This is a genomic window from Glycomyces amatae (genome assembly GCF_020991375.1).
GTDB lineage: Bacteria > Actinomycetota > Actinomycetes > Mycobacteriales > Micromonosporaceae > Glycomyces > Glycomyces amatae.
Map to the genome: position 1 here is coordinate 60471 of NZ_JAJLQZ010000023.1, position 23362 is coordinate 83832.

The window sequence follows — 23362 nt, forward strand, 5'->3', positions numbered from 1 at the left end:
ACGCTGAAATGGCATCAAATGTAAGTGTCGGTACCGGAAATGTAATGATGTTTGGCTTACATTTGCCTCGTGACTGAAGACATCGACGAGATCCTGCACCTGCTTCGAACCTCCGGCGGCGACACCGCCTCCATCGAGGTCAAATCCGCCGCTGGCGGCCTGCCGGAGTCGCTGACGTCGACGTTGAGCGCGCTCGCGAACCTGCCCGGGGGCGGGCTGATCGTACTGGGCCTCGACGAGCGCACCGGATTCCGCCCTGTCGGGTTGTCGGATCCGCAAGGGCTCAAACAGGCGCTGGCCTCGAAGGCCCGGAACTTCGTCCCACCGGTCCGCGTGGCGTTCGAGGACGCCGAGGTCGACGGTGCCCACCTGGTGCTGGCACGGGTTCACGAGTGCGATCCGTCCTCCAAGCCGTGTCGTGCGGCGAAGTCCGGAGCGGCGTACCTCCGTGGCTGGGACGGCGACTATCGCATGTCGACGCTGGAAGAGCAGGCGTTCCTCTCGCAGCGCACCGCGCCGATGTCCGATCGCGAGCCCTGCCGCGGGGCGACGATCGATGATCTGGACGGGGAGCTGACCGAGTCGTTCCTCCGCACCGTCCGGGAGCGCGACCCGCAGGGACTCGGCCGGTTCTCCGACCGGACCGAACTGATGCGCCGCGCCGGCGTCGTCGACGGCGACGGCACCCCGACCGTCGCGGGAATCCTCGCGATGGGCGCCTACCCGCAGCAGTGGTTGCCGCGCTTCGCCATCCAGGCGGCCGTGGATTCCGGTCGCACCGGTGCTCAGGCGGCACGCGTCCGCAACCAGAAACTGATCACCGGGCCGATCCCGCACATGATCGATCAGGCGATGGCATGGGCCAGAACCAATTTCTCCACCGACATCGTGGCCCGGGCGGACGGCTCGGTGATCGATCGGCCTGCTTACCCGCTCGTCGCTTTCCGTGAGCTGGTCGCGAACGCCTTGATCCACAGGGACCTCTCCTCGTGGTCGGCCGGACTGGCCACCGAGGTGCGGCTCTGCCCGGATCGACTCATCGTGTCCAATCCCGGCGGACTGCACGGCATCACGCTCGATCGGCTGGGGAGAGAAGCGGTGAGCTCGGCGCGTAATGCGCAGCTGCTGAGCATCTGCCAGTACCTTCGCACTCCGGAAAGCGGACGGGTCGTGGAGGCCCTGGCCACCGGCATCCCCGCGGTCGCGGGCGCGCTGGTCGAGGCGGGCCTGCCCGCAGCGCACTACACCGACACGGCGATCAGGTTCACCGCAGCGCTGTCGGCACTGCCCGCGGCCCCGAAGCCGGAACTCAAGGGCACCAAGGCGAGGGTCTATGACGCGCTCTCCACAGAGCTGAAGACGGTCGCCCAGCTCGAAGCCGAGCTGGCATTGAACCCGGCGACCATTCGGCTCGCCCTGCGAGGCATGCGATCGGACGGGCTGATCGAACAGGTCGGAGGGCGTGGAAGACGCACCGGGTATCGACGGCTCGATGAATGAGCGACCAGTGCGATGACCGATCGAATCGCCCAAAGCGTGAAGTTCACGCTGATCCGTCCGCCTTCCAGATGATCAGCCGGGTGGCCATGGGCAGGCGGGCGGAAAGCCGCCCTGTGCAGTCGACCTGGCAACAAGCCGCCGGCAAACGCATGGCAAGCACCTGCCGCCGCCTCGGCGCGAGTCTTCCGCGCGTTCATGGCGCTGAAGCGAGCCGGGAGGTGGCGAGCACTGCTCGGTTCTCGTTCGCATTCCTCCGGTATCGTGTCGGAACGGGGGTATCTGAACATTCGGAGAAGACCAGGTCGTCGCGGTGCGCGAGTCGTGCCGCAAGGCCCTGGTCGGCGCCGGCCCCCGGCAGTTCACTCAGAGGCGGGCCGCGACCGGCGGCCCCATGGACCGAATCCGCGGAGGCAGGCGACCATGTCGGGTCTGAACATCACCCCTGAGACGATGCGCCAGTCGGCCGATGAGATCGAGGCGGCCCGCGACGAGGTCCAGGCGCTCCTCGACCAGTTCACCGCCGCACTCCAGCAGTTCGCCGACGGCTTCGGCGGCGACATGATCGGCTCGCTGGCGGGTCCCGCGCACGAGGAGTGCGTGACCACCGCGACCGAGTGCTTCACCTCCAACATCGAGGCGCTCACCGCGTACGCGCAGGACATCCGCGAGATGGCCGACGAGCACGAGGCCGCCGACGGCGACATCGCCGAGGTCTTCAAGTCCCTCCAAGGTGGGCTCAAGGCCTGACCGGCCTCGACCCGGACACGAAGGAGTCCCCCAGATGGGCATGCAGCTGCCCTCCGAGTTGATCACCCTGCTGGGCGTGCTCGGATACGACTGGCCCGAGTCCGACGAGGAGAAGATCTTCAACCTCGCCGGGGAGTGGACCGGCATGGCCGATCAGATCTCCGGTCGGGTCGAGTCGCTCAGCGCGGCGTCCAGGACGCTGATCGAGAACAACGCCGGAGGCGACATCGACGCCTTCCAGGCCCATTGGGAGGACGAGAAGTCGGCGGTGAAGAACATCGCCGACATCGGCGATCCGTCCAACGAGATCAACATCGGCCTGACGATCACCGCCGGCGTCATCCTGGCGCTGAAGATCGCGGTGATCGTGCAGCTCGCGGTGCTGGCGGTGCAGATCGCGTGGGCCATCGCGACGGCGCCGGTCACGTTCGGGGCCTCGCTGGCGCAGATCCCGATCTTCAAGCAGATCGCGGGGCTGGTCATCGACCAGCTCCTGGACCAGGCGCTGAACGCGGTGATGAAGCATGCCTAAGTCGGGACCGAAGTCGGGCTCGAAAGCGCAGAGCACCATCATCAACAAGGTCGTCAACGTCGACGGCGTGTTCCGCAAGCCCGAGCCCCGCGGCCGGTCCGAGCACCCCGATCCGGACGTGCGGAACCTCGAGAACAAGCTCGACGACATCGGCAGGGAGCCCAAGCCCCGCCGATGGGACTACATGGAGCCCTCCGGCGACAGGAACAGGGACCACGAGCGGCTCAAGGAGCGCTGGAACGAGTTCATCGACGAGAACCCCCGCGGCTGGAGCAACAAGCAGCGGACGCCGTGCGTCAGCGCCGTGTGGGACCGGCAGTCGGGGCGGGTCTACTACGATCACAACGTCCACAAGCGGGACAAGTGGAACATGAACCCCGACGACCTGGACCCGATCCTGCGCGAGCGGTACAACAAGTCCCTCGACAAGGACGGGCCGTTCTGGAAGCTCCAGGAGGACCAGGGCAGGCACGGCGCTCCGGGCACGCACTCGGAGACCCGGGCGACGAACCAGGCGCTCAAGGACGCGCGAGCGGACGGCCGCGAGCCGTTCATGGAAGACTTCATGATCCACAATGGGAACCCGAAGTCCAAGGACTCGATGCGCTGCTGCGGCAACTGCACGCAGATGTGCGACGGCGCCCACGGCTCCAAGGCCGGCTGGGAGTCCGACGGCGCGGGCAGCCACCGGGTGGACGAGAGCTGGAATGGTGATTTCTCCGTATGAGACCGAGTTACGACCCCATCGCGCTGTCGGTGCCCGACGAGGAGGTCCGCGTCGACCGGGACCAGTGCTCCTGGCGCGGCCAGGAGCGCTTCACCGGCTTCATCGGGGAGACGCTGGACGGCGGCGTCTACGAGTTCCAGAGCTACCGGGACGGCTGGCTCGACGGCCCCAGCGGCCAGATCTCGCCCGACGGCGACCTCATCGAGGAGGAGTGGTACCAGGGCAACCACCTGCACGGGATCACCCGGGAGTTCCGGCAGGACGGGACCTTGGCGACGGCCACCGGCTACCGGTACGGGTACCCGATCTGGATCGTGCGGTTCGACTTCGACGGGTCCACCGTCCTGTCGACCGACCGTCCTGAGCCCGTGCACGGGCAGCCGGAGCTGATCGACATCCTGGGGAGCAAGAACCCGCTGCCCCCGCTCCGCGGCCCCGAGGACGCCGCGGACCTCTCCAAGCACTGAGGGCCCGGGCCGCGGCATCGTCTGAAGTGCCCGCTCGGGCGGACCCGCCTGCGCCCGAAGGACGGAGGGCCGGTCGGCGACGAACCGGCCCCCGCCCGCCGGGCCTGCGGCGGCTCAGGCCGACCGGTCGCCCGCCAGCACCGCGACGCCGTCGATCTCGACCTTCCACTCGGGCGAGGCCAGCGCGGCCACCTGCATGAGCGTGTCGGCGGGGTAGGGCTTCGCGAACAGCTCGCGGCGGAGCTTCGTGATGGTGTCGAGGTGAGCCATGTCGGTGACCATGATGGTGACCTTCACCAGGTCGCGCAGCGTCCCTCCCGCCGCGGCCAGCACGTACTCGAGGTTGGCGACGGCCTGGCGCATCTGGTCCTCGAAGTCCTCCGAGACGGTGCCCCCCTCGTGGTCGATGCCGGCCTGGCCGGACACGTAGACGGTGTCGCCGGCGCGCAGCGCCTGGCTGATGGCGTAGGGCTCGTACCAGTCGGGTTCGACGTCGACCGCGGTGATGTGTGCTGGCATGGTGGTCTCCTTGAGGATTTAGTTGCTTGCGCAAGCAAATTTTGTTTGCGCAAGCAAGAACATATCACTAAGGTTGGGCGATGGCAACGATCGAGACCTGGCTGGCGACCGCCGAGCACCGCGCCCGGATCGACAAGCGCCTCGCGGACGGCCTGAAGCGGCGGTTCGGCCTGGGGATGCTCGACTACCGGGCGCTGCGCGCCGTGGCCGCCGCCGAGGCGGGCGAGCTGCGGATGCAGGAGCTCGCCCGGGCCCTCGGCGTGAACCAGAGCTCGGTGACGCGGATGGTCCCGCGCCTGGAGGCGGAGGGCCTCGCCTACCGCGACTTGTGCGCCGACGACAACCGCGGCGCCTACTGCGTCATCACCGAGGCGGGCCGCAAGGCCTGCCGGGAGATGGCCGAGGCGCTGAACGCGATCCTCGCCGAGGTCGAGGAGGGCTAGGACTCTGGGCGCTAGTCCATGTTGTGGCCGCCGTTGACGGTGAGGCGCTGGCCGGTGATGAACGCCGCGTCGTCCGAGGCGAGGTAGGCCACCGCCGCCGCCACGTCGGCGGGGACTCCGATGCGCCCCAAGGGAAGGTCCTCGAGGTAGCCCGCCAGGTCCGCGTCGGTCAGCTCGCCGTGTCGCTCCACCGGGATCCAGCCGGGCGCGACCAGGTTCACGGTGACCCCATGGGCCCCGAACTCGCTCGCCCACACCCGGGTCAGGCCCCACTGCGCGCCCTTCGCGGCGGTGTACGCGGACATGTGCGGCAGCGCGCGCTCGAACACGTCCGAGCCGATCTGGATCATCCGGCCCCGCCGCGCGGCGCGCATGTCCGGCAGCGCGGCCTGGAGCAGCAGCGTGGGGCTCTTGACGAAGAACTCCAGCTGGTCGAGGTGGTCGCGCCAGGCCACCTGGTCGGCGGGGATCTCCGGCTGCGGTCCGGTGGCGTTCGCCACGACCACGGTCACGGGGCCGAGGGCGCCGCGGACCTCTTCGAACAGGGCGGCCACGGCCGCCTCGTCGGTGACATCCGCCTGGAACGCCCCGGCGGTGCCGCCCGCTTCGCGGATGCGGGCCACGACCTGCTCGGCCCCGGCGCTGCTGGAGGCGTAGTTGACGGCCACGGCGAAGCCGTCGGCGGCGAGCCGCTCGGCGATGGCGGCCCCGAGGCCGCGCGAGGCGCCGGTGACGAGTGCGGTTTCCATGGTGTTCCTCCGTTCCGACGGCGGGTGCCGTGCGCGGCTGCAAGCATTCCAGCCGCCCGGCCCGCCGAGGGCGGCCCGCCCGGTGAATGGGACGGATTTCTCGCGGTGTCGCACCCCGTCCCTATGCTCGTCCCCGTGAACCCGAATGACTCCTCATCGCCGCTCGACGAAGACCGCGTCGACTTCCCCGACGCCTGGCGCGAGCACACGTTCGACTGGCGCTCCCGCGGGAGCGCCCGCCCCGTCGAGGTCGACCCCGATGCCCCCGAACGGCTCCGGAAGTACTTCCGCGACAGCCGCAAGAACCTCGAACGCCCGCTCGAGGTGTTCGAGGACCCCGCGGACGCGGCGCTCCTCCGCGACGGGATCGCCGGGAAGGCCGACCCGCTCGCCGCCGGCCTCGCCCTGGTCCTCCTGGCCCGCTGCTACCACGGCGAGCGCGCCGAGATCCATCGCATCGGCCTGGACGCCTGGATCACCGAGCACGGTGTCGTCTTCGCCGCCGAGGCCCTCATGGAGCAGCTGGGCCACAGCGTCTACTGGCGCGAGGGCCGGTCGAACTGGCCTCCGCACGCGAGCATCGACGACCTGGAGGTCCAGGCGCTCGTGCGCATGCGCGAGCTCCCCGACAGGTTCGGCCCGCTGCGCTCGATCCTCGCGGCCCTGCCCGAGTCCGAGTACGCCGCGGTCCGCGAGGCGGTGTCAGCGCGCCGCACCAGCGACGCGAAGCGGTTCGTCAGCGCCGTGCTCATGCCCGAGCAGGAGGCGTGGGCCGCCGAGGCCTGCGACCTCCACGCCGCCACCCACTGGGCCGCGGAAGGCGACCTGATCTGGTCCGTGGCCTCGACCGCGGCGCACCGCGACCGCGGCGGCGTGCAGCGCCTGTCGGACTACTACTCCGGCACCGAGCACGTCGCCCGGCTCGTGGACGCGCTCGGCGCCGACGCCCTCCCGGTCCTGGTGAACACCCTCGAACACCAGGAGAAGCCGTCCGCGGAGCTCCGCCGGGTCGCGTTCGACGCCATCGGCCGCCTGCCCTCCGACGAGGCCCTGGGCTACCTCCTCGACCGCTTGACCGACCCGTCGGCGTTCACCGCCGCCCGCGAGGCCGTGCGGCGGTTCCCGACGAGGGCCCTGCGCGCCGCAGCCGCGATCGCGCCCGCCGCCGACCCCGCCGAGAAGGCCCGCTTGGCCGGGTTCGCCCGCGCGAACGGCCTGCTGGAACGCCTCGACGCGCTGGACGCGGCCGACCGCGAACGCGTCGAGGCGCTCCTGTCCGCGACCCGCCGCCGTGCCGTGGCCGCCGAGGTCCCGCCGGTGTTCGCGACCCCGCCGTGGGCCCCGTTCGCCAAGGCCGCCAAGCCGAAGCCCGTCACGGGGCTCGAACCGCCGGCGGTCGACGAGATCCGCTGGGCTCCCGGCGAACGCGAGGCCTGGATGCAGGGCCTCGAAAGGGAGACGTACTTCCGCAACCCGATGTGCTGGTCCCGCATCTACCGGGACCGGGACCCCGCGCCCGACCACGGCCTGTTCCCCGAGTACCTCGCCTACGGGCCCGAGGAGCGCACCGTGAAGGCCCTGCCGATCTGGAACGGCTCGGGCCACGACGCGGCGCCCGAGACGATCAAGGCGATCCTCGCCCGCTACGGCCAGGACGCCGTGGCGAAGCTGCTGACCGCCGTGAAGTCCAAGACCTCGTCCCGAAGCGTGCTGCTGCCCGTCGTGAACCTCGAGGCGGCCAGGTCGAACGCCGTCTGGCTCTCCCGGTCCCGCACCGAACGCGCCGACGCGAGGGCCTGGTTCGACCGCCACCCTGCGGACGCCGCCGCGTTCCTGATCCCCGACGCGGTCGGCAAGGACGCCAAGCGCCGCCGCGCCGCCGCCGACGCGCTCCGGCACCTCGCGAACGGGCACCGCACCGCAGTGGACGAGCGGGCCGCCGCCTACGGCCCCGAGGCCGCCGCGGCCGTCACCGCGATCCTCGACGCCGACCCGCTGGACCCGCAGCTGGCGCGCCTGCCCAAGCCCGGCGCCTGGGCCGACCCGGAGATGCTGCCGCAGGTGCGGCTCAAGGACTCCGGCGACGCCCTGCCCGACGCCGCGGTCCGCACGCTCCTGACCGCGCTCGCCCTCGACGACGCCGAACGCCTCTATCCGGGCGCGGACCTCCTCGTCGCCGAGTGCGAACCCGCGTCGCTCACCGCGTTCTCCTGGGGCCTGTTCGAACTGTGGCTCGCGGCCGGGGCGCCCACCAAGGACGCCTGGGCCATGGACCAGCTGCGCCGCTTCGCCGACGACGGCACGGTGCGGCGCCTGACCGCGCTGGTGAGCGAATGGCCCGGCCAGAGCCAGAGCCGCAGGGCCGTCCGGGGCCTGGAGATCCTCGGCGCGACCGGCTCGGAGGCGGCGCTGCGCGCCGTGCACACGCTGGCGCAGAAGGCGAAGTTCAAGGCGCTCAAGAAGACCGCGACCGAGCAGATCGAGGTCATCGCCGAGCGCCTGGAGCTGAGCCTCGAGCAGCTCGCCGACCGCCTCGTGCCCGACTTCGGCCTGGACGCCGAGGACGCCACCGTCCTCGACTACGGCCCGAGGCGGTTCACGATCCGCTTCGACGAGGGCCTGAAGCCGTACGTCGTGGACGAGGCGGGCAAGCGCCGCGCGAGCGCGCCCAAGCCGAACGCGAAGGACGACCCCGAGCTCGCCCAGCCCGCGTACGAGCGGTTCGCCCTGCTGCGCAAGGAGCTCAAGGCGACCTCGGCCGAGCAGGTCAAGCGCCTCGAGGCCGCGATGGTCGCCGGGCGGACCTGGACCGCCGCCGAGTTCCGCACCTACCTGGTCGACCACCCGCTGGTGTGGCACCTCTCGAGCCGCCTGGTGTGGCAGGCCGAGACCGCGGCGGGCCTCCGGTCGTTCCGCCTCGCCGAGGACCGCACCCTCGCCGACGCCGAGGACGAGCCGTTCGACCTCCCCGAGGACGCCGCGGTCCGCCTCGCCCACCCGTTCTCGCTGGGCTCCGAAGTGGAGGAGTGGTCCACGGTCCTGGCCGACTACGAGATCCTCCAGCCGTTCGACCAGCTGGCCCGGACGGTGTACGCGTTGACCGATGAGGAGCGCGAGTCCGGGCGCCTCGCCCGGTTCGAGCACGGGAAGGTCGGCGCGGGCGCGATCGTGGGCCTGCTCAAGCGCGGCTGGAAGTACGGGAGCCCGCCGGGCAGGAGCGCCTACGGCGACGTCTTCCTGGAGTTCCCCGAGGGCGGCCACCTGACGCTGCACCCCTCGCCGGGCGTCTACCCCGGCTACGACCCGGGCGGGGACCAGACCCTGGAGATCGCGATCGCCCTGCCCCGGAAGGGGATCGACCCGGTCGTGCTCTCGGAGGCGCTGGGCGTCGTCGCGAGGCTGACCCGCACCGCGTGAGCGCCGCGGCTCCCGGGCCCTCGCCCGGGAGCCGCTTCGGCATCGCGCCGCTCCACAGCGGCGCCGCCGCAGGGGGCGTCGACGAACCCCCGGCGAAGTCGGCATCCGAGTCGGTCGTTTCAGGTTGCCAGGCGGCAGGCGCTCCCGATACCGGTGTCGTCTCCGGAGCGCCGGCGACGCGGGTCCTCGGCCGGCCGCCGCGCGGCGGCCGGCCGACGGGAAAGCGGCCGCCAGGGACCTAGATCCGCGCGTCGGGCGCCAGCGACTCGAGCTCCTCCCACAGGGACTCGGGGATCTCGACGGCGAGGAGGTCGAGGGTCTGGCGCACCCGCTCGGGCTTCGAGACGCCGACCACCGTGGAGTCCACGAGCGGGGACCGGGTCGAGAACTGGAGGGCCGCCGCGATCAGGGGCACGCCCGCCCGCTCGCAGGCCTCGCCCATCGCGGCGGCCGCGGCCGCGAACGCCCCGTCGCGCTCGCCGTAGCAGTACTTCGGCTGCTGCGCGGGGCCTTTCGCGAGCATCCCGCCGCCGTACGGGGCGGCGTTGAGGACGCCGAGGCCCGCGGCGCGGGCGCGCTCGAACAGGCCCTCGGCCTCGCGGTTGAGCAGCGTGTAGCGGTTGTGGTTGAGGACCAGGGCGAACTCGCCGGTGTCCAGGTACCGCTGCGTGACGGCCACGTCCCCGGCGGCCACGGCGAGGTGGTCCACCAGGCCCTCGTCGCGGATCGCGACGAGCGCCTCCAAGGCGCCGCCCGGGGCGAAGCCGTCCTGGGACATGAACTCCGGGTCGTGGAGGGCCAGGATCGGGACGCGGTCGAGGTTCAGGCGCTCCAGGCTCTCCTCGAGGGACCGGCGCACGCGCGCCCCGGAGTAGTCCCCGGTCTTCGGGTCGGCGTCCACCTTGGTCTGGAGGACGAAGCCCTCCGGGAGCCCGCCGCGGCGGCGGACGGCCTCGCCGATGCGGCGCTCCGCGAGCCCGTCCTCGCCGTAGTTGTTGCCGGTGTCGAGGTAGTTCACCTCGCTGTCGAAGACCGCGAGGACCGTCTCGACCGCGCGCTCGTCGTCCACGTCGTACCCGTAGGTCTCCGTGAACCCGGCGAGGGTGCTGGTGCCGAAGCACAGCGGGGTCACTTCGAGTCCGGTCTTGCCGAGGGTGTTGCGCTGCATGATCATCCGTTCGTTCTGAGAAGTTCGCCCGAGGCCGCGTCGAGGCGGACGGGGTCGAGCGCGTGCTCGATGACCATGACGCCCGCGCCGATCGCGCCGCTGGACTCGCCGGTGCGGGCGGCCGCGATGCGCAGGTGCCTGGTCGCCAGCGGCAGGGACCGCTGGTAGATCACTTCGCGGACGCCCGCGATGAGGTGGTCGCCGGCGAGGGCGAGCGAGCCGCCGATGACGATGATCGACGGGTTGAAGAAGTTCACGGCCCCGGCGAGGACCTCGCCGATGTCCCTGCCCGCCTGGCGGACCAGCCGCAGCGCGGGGACCGAGCCCGAGCGGGCGAGCTCGACCACGTCGAGCGAGCCGCCCGCGGGGATGCCCTCGGCGGTGAGCTTCGCGGCGATGGCCCCGCCGGAGGCGACCGCCTCGAGGCAGCCGGTGTTGCCGCAGCGGCAGTGGGTGTCGCCGGCCCCGGCGACCTGGATGTGCCCCATGTCCCCGGCCGCGCCCTGCGCGCCCCGGTAGACCTGCCCGGAGGCGATGATGCCGCAGCCGATGCCGGTGGCGGCCTTGATGAACAGCAGGTGCTCGTACTCGGGCCAGGCGGTGAAGTGCTCGCCGAGGGCCATGATGTTCACGTCGTTGTCGACCAGGACCGGGACGGGGAGGCGCTCGCGCACGTAGGCGGGGACGTCGAAGCCGTCCCAGCCGGGCATGATCGGCGGGTTCACGGCCCGGCCCGCGGAGTGCTCGACGGGCCCGGGCAGGCCGACGCCGATGCCGATGAGGTCGGCGAGCGGCCGGTCGACCTCGGCGAGGAGCCGCTGCCCGTGCTCGACGGTCCAGTCCAGGACCGCCTTGGGCCCCAATGCGATGTCGAGGTCGGCGTTGACGGCGGCGAGGACGTTCCCGGCGAGGTCGGTGACGGCCAGGCGCGCGTGGGTGGCGCCGAGGTCGGCGCCGAGGACGATGCGCGCGGCGGGGTTGAACGCGAACGTCGCGGGGGGCCTGCCGCCGGTGGAGGCGGTCTCGCCGCTGGGCGCGATGAGCTCGGCGGCCAGGAGCGCGTCGATCCGGGCGGTGACGGTGGAGCGCGCGAGCCCGGTGATCGCCGAGAGCTCGGACCGGGTGCGCGGGACGCCGTCGCGCAGCAGCTGGAGCAGGGTCCCGGCGCCGGTCGCGGCCCCGGCGACCGGTTTGCGCCTCGCGTCAGGGTCATCCGTCACAGCAACTAGTGAAGCACATCGGTTTTGTTGACTCGGTGACATAACTGTTTCATAACACGAACAACTTTTGCTTGTGCTTCGACATAAGTCTGCCTTACCGTCGTCATATGGCTTACGTCACGGACACTCGGTCGACGACCTATCGGGCCGGGATCATCGGCACCGGCTTCATGGGGCGGGTGCACTCCCACGCCATCGCCGTGGCCGGCGGATCGGTCGCGGGGATCGTCGGCTCGTCGCCCGAGCGGGCCCGCGCCGCCGCCGCCTCGCTGCGCGCCGAAGCGGTCTACGAGGACGTCGAGGCGGTCATCGAGGCCGCCGACGTCGTCCACGTCTGCGTCCCCAACCACCTGCACGCCGAGATCGCGCTCAAGGCCGTCGCCGCCGGCAAGCACGTCGTGTGCGAGAAGCCGCTCGCCACCGACGTCGACGCGGCCCGCGCCATGACCGAGGCCGCCGCCGAGGCGGGCGTGGTCGCCGCGGTCCCCTTCGTCTACCGCTTCCACCCGATGGTCCGCGAGGCCCGCGCCCGCGTCGCCGCCGGAGGGCTCGGCCGCCTCACCCTCGCGCACGGCTCCTACCTCCAGGACTGGCTGCTGCGCCCCGGCGACGACAACTGGCGCGTCGACGCCGACAAGGGCGGGGCGCTGCGGGCCTTCGGCGACATCGGCTCCCACTGGTGCGACCTGCTCGAGTTCGTCACCGGCGACCGCATCACCGCCGTCTCCGCGCAGCTGTCGACGGCGAACCGCCGCCGCTCCGGCCGCGACGTGTCCACCGAGGACATCGTGACGCTCCAGTTCGCCACGGGCGGCGGCATGATCGGCTCCACCGTCATCAGCCAGGTCTCGGCCGGGCGCAAGAACCGGCTCCTGCTGGAGATCTCCGGATCGGAGGCCTCGGTGGCCTTCGACCAGGAGCGGCCCGAGACCCTGTGGGTCGGCGGCCGGGCCCAGAACGCCGAGCTCCTGCGCGACGCCGAGGTCCTCGGCCCCGAGGCCGCGCGCTACGTCACCGTCCCCGGCGGCCACGCCCAGGGCTACCAGGACTGCTTCAACGGGTTCGTCGCCGACACCCGCGCCGCGATCGCCGGAGAGGCCCCCGACGGCCTGCCGGTCTTCGCCGACGGCCTGCGCGCGGCCCGCATCGCCGAGGCCGTCGCCGCCTCCGCGCAGGACCGCACCTGGGTGGAGGTGCCCTCATGAGCGAGACCCCGCTGCTGTCCATGCGCGGCATCGGCAAGTCCTTCCTCGGCGTCCCGGTCCTCCACGGCGTGGACCTCACCATTGAGCAGGGAGAGGTCCACGCCCTGGTCGGGGAGAACGGCGCCGGCAAGTCCACGCTGATGAAGATCCTCGCCGGCGTCCACAGCGCCGACGCCGGCACGGTCGAACTGAACACGGGCGAGTCGGGCGGCCGCATGGTCTCCTTCACCCACCCGCTCCAGGCCCAGCACGCCGGGGTCGCCTCGGTCTTCCAGGAGTTCAACCTCCTGCCCGAGCTCAGCGTCGCCGAGAACGTCCACCTCGGACGCGAGCCGCGCCGCCGCGGCCTCATCGACCGCCGCGCCATGGCCGAGCGCACCGCCGAGGTCCTCGCCGACCTCGGCGTCGAGGACCTCGCCCCGACCGCGAAGGTCGGCTCGCTCTCGGTGGCGCACCAGCAGATCACCGAGATCGCCAAGGCCGTCTCGCAGGGCGCGGACCTCATCTGCATGGACGAGCCCACCGCCGCCCTCGCCGACGCCGAGGTCGAGCTGCTCTACCGGCTCGTGCGGCGCCTGAAGGAGCGCGGCGTCTCGGTCCTCTACGTCTCCCACCGGCTCAAGGAGATCTTCGACCTGTGCGACCGGATCACCGTCCTCAAGGACGGCCGCCTCGTGCAGTGCGCCGACACCGCCGACATCACCCCCGACGACCTGGTGACCGCGATGGTGGGCCGCCGCATCGAGGCGGTCTTCCCCGAGCGCCTGGAGGGCACCGCCGCCGGCGAGGTCCGCCTGGAGGTTCGCGGCGGCGGCAACGCCTGGGTCGACGGGATCGACCTCGACGTGCGCGCCGGGGAGATCGTGGGCCTGGCCGGGCTCCAGGGCTCGGGCCGCACCGAGATCGCCGAGGCGGTCTTCGGCATCGCGCCCTTCACCCGCGGCACCGTCAAGGTCGACGGGAAGCCGATCCGGATCACCAGGCCCCGCAAGGCCATCGGCGCCGGGATCGCGCTCGTCACCGAGGACCGCAAGGCCCAGGGCCTGGCGCTGCGCCAGTCGGTGCGCGCCAACGCCCGCATGGTCCTGGACGCCAACGCGCGCGTCCACTCCCGCAAGCGCCTGAACCGCATCCCGGGCCTGCTCTCCAGCCTCGACCTGGTCGCGCGCGGCGAGGACCAGGAGGTCCGCTACCTCTCGGGCGGCAACCAGCAGAAGGTCGTGGTCGCCAAGTGGCTCGCGGCCGAACCGGGCGTGATCGTCCTGGACGAGCCCACCCGCGGCATCGACGTGGGCGCCAAGCACAAGCTGTACTCGGTGATCCGCGAGCTCGCCGCCGAAGGCCTCGCGGTGCTCCTCATCGCCTCCGAGCTCATCGAGGTCATCGGCCTCGCCGACCGGATCGTGGTCCTGCACGACGGCCGCATCGCGGGCGAGCTGCCCGGCGGCGCGACGGAGCAGGACGTCATGGCCTATGCGACCGGCCGCCGCGCCGAGGAATCGAGGCCCGCATGACCCTCCTCGCCCCCGAGCGCGATCGGGCCGGGCGCCGCCCGGCCCGGCGCCTCTCCACCACCGCCCTCATCTACCTGGCCCTCGTCGGCGTCCTCGCCCTCGGCGGCGCGGCCGTCGCGCTCGACGGCGGCAACCTCTTCGCCACCGCGAACCTCGTCGACATGCTCACCCGCACCAGCCTCACCGGGTTCCTCGCCATCGGGATGACCTTCGTGATCCTGTGCCGGTCCCTGGACCTGTCGGTCGGGTACGTCGCGGCCCTCTCCAGCCTCGTCGCGGCGACCACCATGGACGGCCAGCCGGGGAACATCCCGGTCGCGATCGGCCTGGTCCTGCTCGTCTCGGGACTCATCGGCGCGGCCAACGGCGCGTTCGTCACCGTCCTGGGCGTCAACCCGTTCATCGCGACGCTCGGCACCGGCCTGATCCTCAAGGGCTACCTGGACACCCAGTACAAGGGCCCGGCCGGGGACGTCCCGGCGGTCTTCCAGCAGTTCGGGTACACGCGCATCGCGTTCATCCCGGTCTCCACCGTGGTCATGCTCGTCCTCGCCGCGGCCGCCGTGTGGTTCCTGCGCTCGACGCGCACCGGCCACCACATGTACGCCGTCGGCGGCGACGTCGACGTGGCCCGCATGTCCGGCATCCGCACCAAGGGCGTGCTCCTGGCCGCGCACGTCCTGTGCGCCATGTTCGCCGGGGTCGCGGGCCTCCTCCTGGCCGCCCGCTTCGGAACCGGCTCGGCCGAGGCCTACACGAACCTGTACGAGCTCGACGCGATCGCCGCGGTCGTCCTCGGCGGCACGCTGCTCCTCGGCGGCCGCGGCGGCGTCGCGGGGACCGTGGCCGGCGTGGCCATCCTGGCCGTGCTCGACACCGTCTTCAACGTCATGCAGGTCGACCCGTTCGCCAAGGACGTGCTGCGCGGCGCGGTCATCATCACCGCCGTCGCCCTCTACGCCCGCCGCCAGCTCGACCGCACCGCCCGCCGGCCCCGGTTCACCCTCGAAGGGAGGCTGCGATGACCCGCTTCCGCGACCTGATCGCCAAGGCCGCCAACCCCACCGGCACGGTCTTCATCCTGCTCGCCCTCATCCTCGTGGGCGTGTTCGCCATGAACCCGGGCTTCTTCGAGGGGCCCTCCCTCATGGCGTTCCTCAAGCAGGCCGCGCCCCTGGTGATCCTGGCCGCCGGCCAGTACTTCGTGATCGTCTCGGGCAACTTCGACCTCTCGGTGGGGGCGCTCGTCGGCGCCCAGGTGGTGATCGCCGCGCGCCTCATCGACGGCGAGGAGTCCCGCACCCTGCCGGTGATCCTCGCGATGATCGCCTTCGGCGTCGCGGTGGGCCTGGTGAACGGGCTCATCACCACCGTCCTGAAGGTCCAGTCGTTCATCACCACGCTCGGGATGCTCCTGGTCCTGTACGGCGCCATCCGGCTGTGGACCGGCGGCGCCCCCACCGGCAGCCTCTCGGAGGCGTTCCGCCAGGCCGGGCGCTTCGGCATCGAGGACGTCCCGGTCCTGGGGCAGGTCCCGTGGGCGCTGCTCATCATGATCGGGCTCGGCGCGGGCGCGATCGCGCTGATGCGCTCCCGCTTCGGGCGCGTCCTCATGGCCTCGGGCGACAACGAGCGGGCCGCCGCGCTCTCGGGCGCCCGCGTCGACGCCGCCCGGACCGCCGCGTTCGTCCTCTCGGGACTCTCCGCGACGGTGGCCGGCATCCTCATCGGCGGCTACGCCGGGGTCAGCGCCCAGGTGGGCGACGGCCTGGAGTTCACCGTCATCACGGCGGTCGTGCTCGGCGGCGTCGTCCTCGGCGGCGGGCGCGGCACGGTGCTCGCCGCGATGGCCGGGGCCCTCACCATCGAGGCCCTCTTCACCCTCTTCAACCAGATGGCGCTGCCCGCGACGCTCCGGCCGACCGTGCAGGGGGCGATCCTCATCGCCGCGGTCGCCTACGCCGCCAGGCAGCGCGCCCGCCCGGCCCCGGCCCCCGCCACCCCGACAGCCACGGCAACCGCAACTCCCTCATAGAAGAAGGACACCATGAAGACACAGCGCCTCGCCGCCGCGTCGGTCGCCGCCCTCGGGCTGCTGCTGGCGACCGGCTGCACCACCGACACCCCCGCCGACACACCCGACGAGGAGACCACCGCCGCCGAATCCGGCGACGAGTGGTTCGTCCAGGCCGACTACGACGAGCAGCTCGCCCAGCGCGACATCGAGCCCGAGGGCGACCCGAACACGCCCTGGCTCCAGGCGATCGAGCCCGAATGGATCGACACGACCGAGTACGCGAAGGAGGGCGGCGACGCCACCCTGTGCTTCTCGAACGCCTCGGTCTCCAACCCGTGGCGCGTCACCGGCTGGATCACCATGCAGCAGCAGGTCGAGGTGCTTCAGGAGTCGGGCCAGATCGGCGAGTTCCGGGTCTCGGACGCCGGCGACGACGACGACCAGCAGATCTCCGACATCCAGGCGTTCATCGACGCCGGTGACTGCGACTCGATCATCATCTCCCCGTCCACGACCGCGACGCTCACGCCCGCGGTCGAGGCGGCCTGCGCCTCGGGCGTCCCGGTGGTCGTGTTCGACCGCGGCGTCAACACCGACTGCGCGGTCACCTTCATCCACCCGATCGGCGGCTACGCCTTCGGCGCCGACGCCGCCGAGTTCCTGGTGGACAACCTGGAGCCGGGCTCGACCGTGCTCGCCCTGCGCATCCTGCCGGGCGTGGACGTCCTCGAGAACCGCTGGGCCGCCGCCGAGCAGATCTTCGGTGACTCCGAGCTGGAGATCCTCGGCAACGAGTTCACCGGCGGCGACGCCGCCGAGATCAAGAACATCGTCTCGCAGTACCTGGAGCGCGGCGAGGTCGACGGCATCTGGATGGACGCCGGCGACGGCGCCGTGGCCGCGATCGAGGCGTTCGAGGACGCCGGCCAGCCCTACCCGGTCATGACCGGCGAGGACGAGCTGTCGTTCATGCGCAAGTGGGAGGAGACCGGCATGACCGCGCTGGCCCCCGTCTACTCGAACTTCCAGTGGCGCACCCCGGTCATCGCCGCGACGATGATCCTCGCGGGCGAGCAGGTCCCGTCCGAGTGGGTCCTCCCGCAGGACCCGATCACCGAGGCGGAACTGGGCGACTACCTGGAGCGCAACGCCGACATGCCCTCGCTGCACTACGCCAAGTTCGGCGGCGAGGACCTGCCGGGCTTCCCCGACGCCTGGCGCGACCGTTGATCCGTCCCGTAGGGGTCAACACCTGGGTCTGGGCCTCGCCGCTCGACGACGAGGCCCTGGCCCGGCTCGCGGTCCGCGTGCGCGACTGGGGGTTCGACGCGATCGAGCTGCCCGTGGAGTCCCCGGGCGACTGGGACCCCGACCGCGCCGCGGACCTGCTGCGCGAACTCGGGCTCGCCGCCACCGTGGTGCTCGTGATGGGGCCCGGCCGCGAACTGGTCGCGGCCCCGAAGGAGACGGTGGACGCGACGCGGGACTACCTCCGCCGCGTCGTGGACGCCGCCGCCGCGGTGGGCTCGGCGGTCGTCGCCGGGCCCGCCTACGCCTCGGTCGGGCGCACCTGGCGCGTCGACGACCGCGCCGCGGCCTACCGGGAGCTGCGCGAGGGCCTCGCGCCGGTGTGCGAGTACGCGGCCTCCCGCGGCGTGACCGTCGCGGTGGAGCCGCTCAACCGCTACGAGACGAGCCTGATCAACACCGTCGACCAGGCCCTCGAGGCGCTCGACGGCCTGGACGGCGCGGCGCTGGCCCTGGACGTCTACCACATGAACATCGAGGAGACGGACATCGCGGCCGCGATCGGCCGCGCGGCGGGCCGCATCGCCCACGTCCAGGTCAGCGCGAACGACCGGGGCGCGCCGGGCCGCGACCACCTCGACTGGCCGTCGATCCTGCGTGCACTCGATAAAGCCGGCTACGCCGGACCCCTTGCGATCGAGTCGTTCACGGCGCACAATGCCACCATCGCGACGGCCGCCTCGATCTGGCGGCCGCTCGCGCCGACCCAGGACGCCATCGCCGTAGAAGGCCTGCACTTCTTGAGGAGCCTCAACGATGACTAGACCCGTCACGCTGTTCACCGGCCAGTGGGCCGACCTGCCGTTCGAGGAGGTGTGCCGCCTCGCCTCGGGCTGGGGCTACGACGGCCTGGAGGTCGCCTGCTGGGGCGACCACCTGGACGTGCGCCGCGCCGCCGAGGACGACGAGTACGTCGCCGAGCGCAAGGCGATCCTCGAGTCGCACGGGCTGGGCCTGTGGGCGATCTCGAACCACCTGGTCGGCCAGGCCGTGTGCGACGACCCGATCGACCACCGCCACCAGGCGATCGTGCCCGCGCATGTGTGGGGCGACGGCGACCCCGAGGGGGTCAGGCGGCGGGCCGCCGAGGAGATCAAGACGACCGCGCGGGCCGCGGCGAAGCTCGGCGTCGACACCGTCATCGGCTTCACCGGCTCGGCCGTGTGGAAGTACGTGGCGATGTTCCCGCCGGTGGCCGAGTCGGTGATCGAGGCGGGCTACGACGACTTCGCCGAGCGCTGGAACCCGATCCTGGACGTGTTCGACGAGGTCGGGGTCCGGTTCGCGCACGAGGTGCACCCCTCGGAGATCGCCTACGACTACTGGTCGACGCACCGCGCGCTCGAGGCCGTGGGGCACCGGACCGCGTTCGGGCTCAACTGGGACCCGAGCCACATGGTGTGGCAGGGCATCGACCCGGCCGCGTTCCTGTGGGACTTCCGGGACCGGATCTACCACGTGGACTGCAAGGACACCCGCAAGCGCTTCGACGGGCGCAACGGCCGCCTCGGCTCGCACCTGCCGTGGGGCGACCCGCGGCGCGGCTGGGACTTCGTGTCCACGGGCCACGGCGACGTGCCGTGGGAGGACTGCTTCCGGGTGCTCAACGCGATCGGCTACGCGGGCCCGATCTCGATCGAGTGGGAGGACGCGGGCATGGACCGCCTGCGGGGCGCGGCCGAGGCCGTGGACTTCGTGCGGAACCTCAACTTCGAGCGGCCGGAGGGCTCCTTCGACGCGGCCTTCAGCTCCGACTGAGGTCCGCGCGCGACTTGCCCCGGGCCGCACTGCATCTCGAACGCAGTGCGACCCGGGGCGGTTCCCTTTCGGGCGCCCGGCCCTACGCGAAGGCGAAGACCGGCGGGAAGGCCAGGACCACGATCCACGCCCAGGCCGCGTAGACCGGCACGTAGTCGGTCTGCCAGCGCTCCAGTGTCGAGAAGCGCTTGCGGCCCTTGATGATCGACACGTACAGCCAGGCCGTCCAGGCGAGGTTGACGAAGAGGATCAGGTTCTCGCCCAGGGCCGCGCTCTTGTTGGGCGTGAACCCGAACTCGGTGATGCGGCCGGTGATCGCGATGAGCACCAGGACGTCGATGAGCAGGGCGCTCACGACCAGGGCGAGCTGCATCCAGTCGAACGGGCCGGGCCGCGCGAGCGGGTCGCGCGCCGAGATCGAGTAGAGCACCAGCCCGAGCACGACCACCAGCAGCAGGTCGAACAGGATGAGCATGTCGCGCTCGACGTCGATCGCGTTGGTGGTCACCGCGACCGCGACGAGCACCGCCGCGAGCGTGAGGGCGAACAGCGGCGTGAACACGCGGGTGAGGACCGGCGCCATGTTCTCGATGACGCTCTGCTTGGCCTCCACGAGCCACGCGGCCACGACCACGGCGGCCACGCCGCCGCAGGGGAGCAGCCACCCGGTGACGAACGGCTCGGCGTCGACGCCCACGGCCGCGAACACGCCGAAGGTGAACCCGGTGAGCACGCCGCCGCCGAGTCCGATGAGGACGAGGTAGATGAACCACTCGCCGGTGAAGCGGATGAAGTCCATGCGCTTCTGCGCCGAGCGCCATTCGCCGCCCGCGTAGGCGACGCCCACGACCAGCCACAGCGCCAGCGGCAGGTGGATGGCCGAGAGCACGATCGACTGCGAGTCCTCGTCGAGGCCGTACACGTTGGCGCCCAGGGCGCCGAGCGCGAACAGGGCGGCCAGGGACCCGGCGGTGCGGGGGCCGACGCGCCGCCGCCAGGCGAAGTAGCCGGCCAGCGGCACGAGGGCGAACAGGCTCAGGTTGCGGGCGTAGAAGATCTGGTCGCCCTCCCATTCGAGCCCGAACAGGGCCGGGAGCTTCATGCCGAGGGCGGCCGCGGCCGCGCAGACGACCATCGCGAGGAGGTCGCCGCGGCGGGCGGCGTCGACGGGCGAGTCGGGGTCGCCGGTGAGCACCAGCTGCTTCCAGAGCCGGTCGGAGTGCTCGCGGGCGAACTCCCGCGAGACCTCGTCGACGCTGCCCATGCGCTTGACGGCGATGAGGAACGCCTCGTCCTCGCGCAGGCCCGTCTCGGCCAGGTCGGCGACGCGGCCGCGCAGGTGGTCCTCCAGCTCGTCCACGTCGGCCTGTTCGACGCCCTTGCGGCGCAGCATGTAGCGGCGCCATTCGGCGATCTGGCCCTCGAGTTCGGTCTCCGTGGTCATCTCACCCCTCCAATGCCGGTCTGATGGCCGGGGACGCCGACCGCGTGGCCTTCCAGATGTCCTGCAAGGCCTCTGAGACGGCGGCCCACTGGCGGCGCTGCTCGGCCAGCTCGCGGCGGCCCTCCTCGGTGATGCGGTAGTACTTGCGGCGGCGCCCGCCCTCGGGGGTGCGCCAGCTCGACTCGACGTGCCCGGTCCGCTCCAGGCGGTGCAGCAGCGGGTAGAGCAGCCCTTCGGTCCACTCCAGCTGCCCGCCCGACCGGTCGCTGACCTCCTTGAGGATCGCGTACCCGTAGCTCTCCTCCTCGGCGAGGATGCCGAGGACGAGGGGGGTGGACGAGGCAGCAACGAGGTCTTTGGCGATGCGCATGGGGGGCCTCCTAACCCTAGTACCTCTATGCCTTGAACTTCTATGCATCATAGTTCTAGGTTTCCCGGATCGTCAACCGCGCCCCGCGAAGCGGCCCGGACCGGCCGCGGCAGGCCCCCGGCCTGCGCCGTCACCTCGGCGAACGGCCGGGCGGCGGCCCTGGGCCGGAGCGCCGCCCCCGCGCCCGGACGCGGAACGGCCCGGCCGGGAGGTCCGACCGGGCCGAGAACGCTCGGGACGTCAGCCGTTCGGCAGGATCACCGCCCGGCCGTTGATCGTCCCCGCGTGCAGCCGCTCGTAGGCCTCGGGCGCCTCGTCCAGCGAGAACGTCTCCACGTGCACGTCCACCACCCCGCTGCGCGCCAGCTCGAACACCTCGACCAGCTCGTCGCGCGACCCCCAGTACGGGGCCTTCACCGACACCTCGAACGCCAGCTCCCCGAACCCGACCGGGAGCGTCCCGCCGCCGATGCCGACGATCGTCACGTCCGACTCCACCGCCGCGACCGCGCCCGCGGTCGACACCGTCGGCGCCGCGCCCACGAAGTCGAACACCGCCTGCGCGCCGATGCCGCCGGTCAGCTCCATGACCTTCTCGGTCGCGTCCGCGTTCGACAGGACCGCCTCGTGCGCGCCCACCTTCCGGGCCAGCTCCAGCTTGTCCTCCGAGACGTCCAGCGCGACCACCCGCGCCGCGGTCATCGCCCGCAGGACCTGCACCGCGACGTGCCCCAGGCCGCCGGTGCCGATCACGACCGCCGTCGAGCCGGGCACCAGCTTCGGCAGCGACTTCTTGATCGCGTGGTAGGGGGTGAGCCCCGCGTCCGTCAGCGGCACGGTCTGCACCGGGTCGAGGCCGCGCAGCGGCACCAGGTGCCGCGCGTCGTCGACGATCATGTACTCGGCGATCGCGCCCGGCGCGCCCAGCCCGGGCGGGTTGATGTCCAGCTCGCGGGCCCTCTGGCAGTAGTTCTCCTCGCCCGCCGCGCACTTGACGCAGAGCCCGCAGCCCCACGGGCCGTACACGGCGACCGACTCGCCGATCTCCAGGCCCGCGACGCCGTCGCCGAGCGCCTCCACGGTGCCCGCGCCCTCGTGGCCGAGCGTGAGCGGCAGCCGGTACGGGAAGCCCTGCTCGGGCCAGGACATGACCGCGATGTCGGAGTGGCACACCCCGGCGGCGGTGACCTTGAGCAGGACCTCGCCGGGCTTCGGCTCGGGCCTGGGGATCTCGACGACCTCGGGGGCCGCGCCGATCGTGCGGTACTGCAGGGCTTTCATGGACGCCTCCGTGCGGTGGGCCGACGGACCCCGCATCCGCAGTCGGCAGGGCCTCCTGACCAGGTCACCGTAACCCGGATCGGGGGTGCCGAAGCCCGAATCGCGGCACTGCGGCGGGTGCCGGAGCGGCCGTTCGGGCGCTGCCGGAGCCGGCTCGCGGCGCGGTGGGGCGGGCCCGCTCGGCGCCGGGAGGGACGCCGCGGCGGGCGGCCCGGCCGTGGGCTAGGTTCGGCGCGTGGACATCGCAGACGACCCCCAAGCGCTCCTGGACCGCGTCGAGGCGCTCGGCGGCGGGCGCGTGCTCATCGGCATCGCGGGCTGCCCCGGAGCGGGCAAGACCACCGCCGCCGCCTGGCTCGCCCGCTCGCTCGACCCTGCGGGCCGCCGGGCCGTGCAGGTCCCGATGGACGGCTTCCACCTCGCGAACGCCGAGCTCGTCCGGTTGGGGCGGCGCGGGCGCAAGGGCGCGATCGACACGTTCGACGGCGCCGGGTACCGGGCGCTGCTCGAGCGGATCGCCGAGGGGCGCGACGAGACGGTGTACGCGCCCGAGTTCGACCGGCGCGTGGAGGAGCCCGTAGCGGGTTCGATCGCGGTGCCCCCGGAGGCCGAGGTCGTGGTCACGGAGGGGAACTACCTGCTGGACGAGACCGGGCCGTGGCCCGGGGTGCGCGCGGCGCTGACGGAGGTCTGGTACTGCGAGACGCCGGAGCCGCTGCGCCTGGAGCGGCTCATCGCGAGGCACGAGCGGTTCGGGAAGTCGCCGGAGCACGCCCGCTCGTGGGTGGCGGAGGTGGACGAGCGCAACGCCGAGCGCATCCGCGCCGGGCGCGACCGCGCCGACCTGGTGATCGACTTCGAGGCCCTGGGCATCGGCCGCCCGCAGGCCTGAGCGCGATGCCGTTCAGTCGGAGGCGCTGACGCGAGTGCGCGAACGCTTCGCCCGCGCCGGCCGGTCCGCGCCGGCACGACGAAT

22 protein-coding genes and 1 pseudogene are annotated in these 23362 nt (G+C 72.1%); 15 read left to right on the top strand and 8 right to left on the bottom strand.

The window, feature by feature from the left end; genetic code table 11:
- Positions 1-69 precede the first annotated feature (69 nt).
- On the top strand, positions 70-1500 hold the full coding sequence (locus tag LO763_RS24480; RefSeq protein WP_230790170.1) for an RNA/DNA-binding domain-containing protein: 1431 nt from the start codon (positions 70-72) through the stop codon (positions 1498-1500).
- A gap of 49 nt (positions 1501-1549) precedes the next feature.
- Here the strand turns inward: LO763_RS24480 and LO763_RS24485 are convergent.
- Positions 1550-1651: pseudogene (locus tag LO763_RS24485) on the bottom strand (endonuclease NucS); the annotation flags it as partial.
- 269 nt (positions 1652-1920) lie between these two features.
- Between LO763_RS24485 and LO763_RS24490 the strand changes: the two are divergent.
- The 4 genes from LO763_RS24490 to LO763_RS24505 are packed head-to-tail and all read left to right on the top strand — an operon-like array spanning position 1921 to position 3973.
- Entirely contained in the window at positions 1921-2247 is a 327-nt protein-coding gene (locus tag LO763_RS24490; RefSeq protein ID WP_230790172.1) for a WXG100 family type VII secretion target, read from the top strand.
- Positions 2248-2281: 34 nt separating this feature from the next.
- Complete coding sequence (locus LO763_RS24495; RefSeq protein ID WP_230790175.1) at positions 2282-2779, top strand: WXG100-like domain-containing protein; 498 nt, start codon at positions 2282-2284, stop codon at positions 2777-2779.
- On the top strand, positions 2772-3506 hold the full coding sequence (locus LO763_RS24500) for a YwqJ-related putative deaminase (protein ID WP_230790178.1): 735 nt from the start codon (positions 2772-2774) through the stop codon (positions 3504-3506). Before LO763_RS24495 ends, LO763_RS24500 begins: the two co-directional genes overlap by 8 nt.
- The gene (locus tag LO763_RS24505) at positions 3503-3973 is read left to right on the top strand and encodes a toxin-antitoxin system YwqK family antitoxin (RefSeq protein WP_230790180.1); all 471 of its coding nucleotides are present in this window, start codon (positions 3503-3505) and stop codon (positions 3971-3973) included. Before LO763_RS24500 ends, LO763_RS24505 begins: the two co-directional genes overlap by 4 nt.
- 114 nt (positions 3974-4087) lie before the next feature.
- Here LO763_RS24505 and LO763_RS24510 read toward each other — a convergent pair whose 3' ends face one another.
- Positions 4088-4492, bottom strand: a complete 405-nt coding sequence (locus tag LO763_RS24510; RefSeq protein WP_230790182.1) for a RidA family protein — start codon at positions 4490-4492, stop codon at positions 4088-4090.
- A gap of 80 nt (positions 4493-4572) precedes the next feature.
- Here LO763_RS24510 and LO763_RS24515 point away from each other — a divergent pair, with 80 nt between their 5' ends.
- Positions 4573-4935 carry a MarR family transcriptional regulator gene (locus LO763_RS24515; RefSeq protein ID WP_230790183.1) on the top strand — a complete coding sequence of 121 codons (363 nt, stop codon included), beginning with the start codon at positions 4573-4575 and terminating at the stop codon, positions 4933-4935.
- Between the two features lie 11 nt (positions 4936-4946).
- Here LO763_RS24515 and LO763_RS24520 read toward each other — a convergent pair whose 3' ends face one another.
- Positions 4947-5684 (bottom strand): SDR family oxidoreductase, encoded by a 738-nt coding sequence (locus LO763_RS24520; RefSeq protein WP_230790185.1) that lies wholly within the window; start codon positions 5682-5684, stop codon positions 4947-4949.
- A gap of 135 nt (positions 5685-5819) precedes the next feature.
- Here LO763_RS24520 and LO763_RS30135 point away from each other — a divergent pair, with 135 nt between their 5' ends.
- Positions 5820-9101 carry a DUF4132 domain-containing protein gene (locus LO763_RS30135; RefSeq protein WP_230790187.1) on the top strand — a complete coding sequence of 1094 codons (3282 nt, stop codon included), beginning with the start codon at positions 5820-5822 and terminating at the stop codon, positions 9099-9101.
- A gap of 238 nt (positions 9102-9339) precedes the next feature.
- Here LO763_RS30135 and LO763_RS24530 read toward each other — a convergent pair whose 3' ends face one another.
- Together LO763_RS24530 and LO763_RS24535 are read right to left on the bottom strand one after the other, a co-directional pair.
- The gene (locus LO763_RS24530) at positions 9340-10269 is read right to left on the bottom strand and encodes an aldo/keto reductase (RefSeq protein ID WP_230790189.1); all 930 of its coding nucleotides are present in this window, start codon (positions 10267-10269) and stop codon (positions 9340-9342) included.
- Positions 10270-10271: 2 nt separating this feature from the next.
- Positions 10272-11489 (bottom strand): ROK family transcriptional regulator, encoded by a 1218-nt coding sequence (locus LO763_RS24535; RefSeq protein ID WP_230790191.1) that lies wholly within the window; start codon positions 11487-11489, stop codon positions 10272-10274.
- Between the two features lie 107 nt (positions 11490-11596).
- Here LO763_RS24535 and LO763_RS24540 point away from each other — a divergent pair, with 107 nt between their 5' ends.
- The 7 genes from LO763_RS24540 to LO763_RS24570 are packed head-to-tail and all read left to right on the top strand — an operon-like array spanning position 11597 to position 19291.
- Entirely contained in the window at positions 11597-12694 is a 1098-nt protein-coding gene (locus tag LO763_RS24540; protein ID WP_230790193.1) for a Gfo/Idh/MocA family protein, read from the top strand.
- Positions 12691-14208, top strand: coding sequence for a sugar ABC transporter ATP-binding protein (locus tag LO763_RS24545; protein WP_230790197.1), 1518 nt, complete (start codon positions 12691-12693; stop codon positions 14206-14208). The genes LO763_RS24540 and LO763_RS24545 overlap by 4 nt, the downstream gene beginning before the upstream one ends.
- On the top strand, positions 14205-15233 hold the full coding sequence (locus LO763_RS24550; RefSeq protein WP_230790200.1) for an ABC transporter permease: 1029 nt from the start codon (positions 14205-14207) through the stop codon (positions 15231-15233). The genes LO763_RS24545 and LO763_RS24550 overlap by 4 nt, the downstream gene beginning before the upstream one ends.
- On the top strand, positions 15230-16243 hold the full coding sequence (locus LO763_RS24555) for an ABC transporter permease (protein ID WP_230790203.1): 1014 nt from the start codon (positions 15230-15232) through the stop codon (positions 16241-16243). Before LO763_RS24550 ends, LO763_RS24555 begins: the two co-directional genes overlap by 4 nt.
- 12 nt (positions 16244-16255) lie before the next feature.
- Entirely contained in the window at positions 16256-17455 is a 1200-nt protein-coding gene (locus LO763_RS24560) for a substrate-binding domain-containing protein (protein WP_230790206.1), read from the top strand.
- On the top strand, positions 17455-18297 hold the full coding sequence (locus LO763_RS24565) for a sugar phosphate isomerase/epimerase family protein (RefSeq protein ID WP_369432078.1): 843 nt from the start codon (positions 17455-17457) through the stop codon (positions 18295-18297). The genes LO763_RS24560 and LO763_RS24565 overlap by 1 nt, the downstream gene beginning before the upstream one ends.
- The gene (locus LO763_RS24570; protein ID WP_230790212.1) at positions 18290-19291 is read left to right on the top strand and encodes a sugar phosphate isomerase/epimerase family protein; all 1002 of its coding nucleotides are present in this window, start codon (positions 18290-18292) and stop codon (positions 19289-19291) included. The genes LO763_RS24565 and LO763_RS24570 overlap by 8 nt, the downstream gene beginning before the upstream one ends.
- A gap of 82 nt (positions 19292-19373) precedes the next feature.
- Here LO763_RS24570 and LO763_RS24575 read toward each other — a convergent pair whose 3' ends face one another.
- The 3 genes from LO763_RS24575 to LO763_RS24585 form a co-directional block, all read right to left on the bottom strand.
- Positions 19374-20735 carry a permease prefix domain 1-containing protein gene (locus LO763_RS24575; RefSeq protein ID WP_230790214.1) on the bottom strand — a complete coding sequence of 454 codons (1362 nt, stop codon included), beginning with the start codon at positions 20733-20735 and terminating at the stop codon, positions 19374-19376.
- Position 20736: 1 nt separating this feature from the next.
- Positions 20737-21105 carry a PadR family transcriptional regulator gene (locus LO763_RS24580; protein WP_230790216.1) on the bottom strand — a complete coding sequence of 123 codons (369 nt, stop codon included), beginning with the start codon at positions 21103-21105 and terminating at the stop codon, positions 20737-20739.
- 240 nt (positions 21106-21345) lie between these two features.
- Positions 21346-22386, bottom strand: coding sequence for an NAD(P)-dependent alcohol dehydrogenase (locus LO763_RS24585; RefSeq protein ID WP_230790218.1), 1041 nt, complete (start codon positions 22384-22386; stop codon positions 21346-21348).
- A gap of 235 nt (positions 22387-22621) precedes the next feature.
- On the opposite strand from LO763_RS24585, the gene LO763_RS24590 reads away from it, so the two are divergent.
- On the top strand, positions 22622-23278 hold the full coding sequence (locus LO763_RS24590) for a nucleoside/nucleotide kinase family protein (protein WP_230790220.1): 657 nt from the start codon (positions 22622-22624) through the stop codon (positions 23276-23278).
- Positions 23279-23362: the final 84 nt, after the last annotated feature.

Excerpts from the sequence above, each read along its gene's own strand:
- LO763_RS24505 (WP_230790180.1), top strand. The coding sequence starts at position 3,503 with ATGAGACCGAGTTACGACCCCATCGCGCTGTCGGTGCCCGACGAGGAG.
- LO763_RS24530 (WP_230790189.1), bottom strand. The coding sequence starts at position 10,269 with ATGCAGCGCAACACCCTCGGCAAGACCGGACTCGAAGTGACCCCGCTG.
- LO763_RS24545 (WP_230790197.1), top strand. The coding sequence starts at position 12,691 with ATGAGCGAGACCCCGCTGCTGTCCATGCGCGGCATCGGCAAGTCCTTC.
- LO763_RS24575 (WP_230790214.1), bottom strand. The coding sequence starts at position 20,735 with ATGACCACGGAGACCGAACTCGAGGGCCAGATCGCCGAATGGCGCCGC.
- LO763_RS24570 (WP_230790212.1), top strand. The coding sequence starts at position 18,290 with ATGACTAGACCCGTCACGCTGTTCACCGGCCAGTGGGCCGACCTGCCG.
- LO763_RS24515 (WP_230790183.1), top strand. The coding sequence starts at position 4,573 with ATGGCAACGATCGAGACCTGGCTGGCGACCGCCGAGCACCGCGCCCGG.
- LO763_RS24520 (WP_230790185.1), bottom strand. The coding sequence starts at position 5,684 with ATGGAAACCGCACTCGTCACCGGCGCCTCGCGCGGCCTCGGGGCCGCC.
- LO763_RS24510 (WP_230790182.1), bottom strand. The coding sequence starts at position 4,492 with ATGCCAGCACACATCACCGCGGTCGACGTCGAACCCGACTGGTACGAG.
- LO763_RS24540 (WP_230790193.1), top strand. The coding sequence starts at position 11,597 with ATGGCTTACGTCACGGACACTCGGTCGACGACCTATCGGGCCGGGATC.
- LO763_RS24555 (WP_230790203.1), top strand. The coding sequence starts at position 15,230 with ATGACCCGCTTCCGCGACCTGATCGCCAAGGCCGCCAACCCCACCGGC.
- LO763_RS24585 (WP_230790218.1), bottom strand. The coding sequence starts at position 22,386 with ATGAAAGCCCTGCAGTACCGCACGATCGGCGCGGCCCCCGAGGTCGTC.
- LO763_RS24550 (WP_230790200.1), top strand. The coding sequence starts at position 14,205 with ATGACCCTCCTCGCCCCCGAGCGCGATCGGGCCGGGCGCCGCCCGGCC.
- LO763_RS24580 (WP_230790216.1), bottom strand. The coding sequence starts at position 21,105 with ATGCGCATCGCCAAAGACCTCGTTGCTGCCTCGTCCACCCCCCTCGTC.
- LO763_RS24495 (WP_230790175.1), top strand. The coding sequence starts at position 2,282 with ATGGGCATGCAGCTGCCCTCCGAGTTGATCACCCTGCTGGGCGTGCTC.
- LO763_RS24500 (WP_230790178.1), top strand. The coding sequence starts at position 2,772 with ATGCCTAAGTCGGGACCGAAGTCGGGCTCGAAAGCGCAGAGCACCATC.
- LO763_RS24560 (WP_230790206.1), top strand. The coding sequence starts at position 16,256 with ATGAAGACACAGCGCCTCGCCGCCGCGTCGGTCGCCGCCCTCGGGCTG.
- LO763_RS24490 (WP_230790172.1), top strand. The coding sequence starts at position 1,921 with ATGTCGGGTCTGAACATCACCCCTGAGACGATGCGCCAGTCGGCCGAT.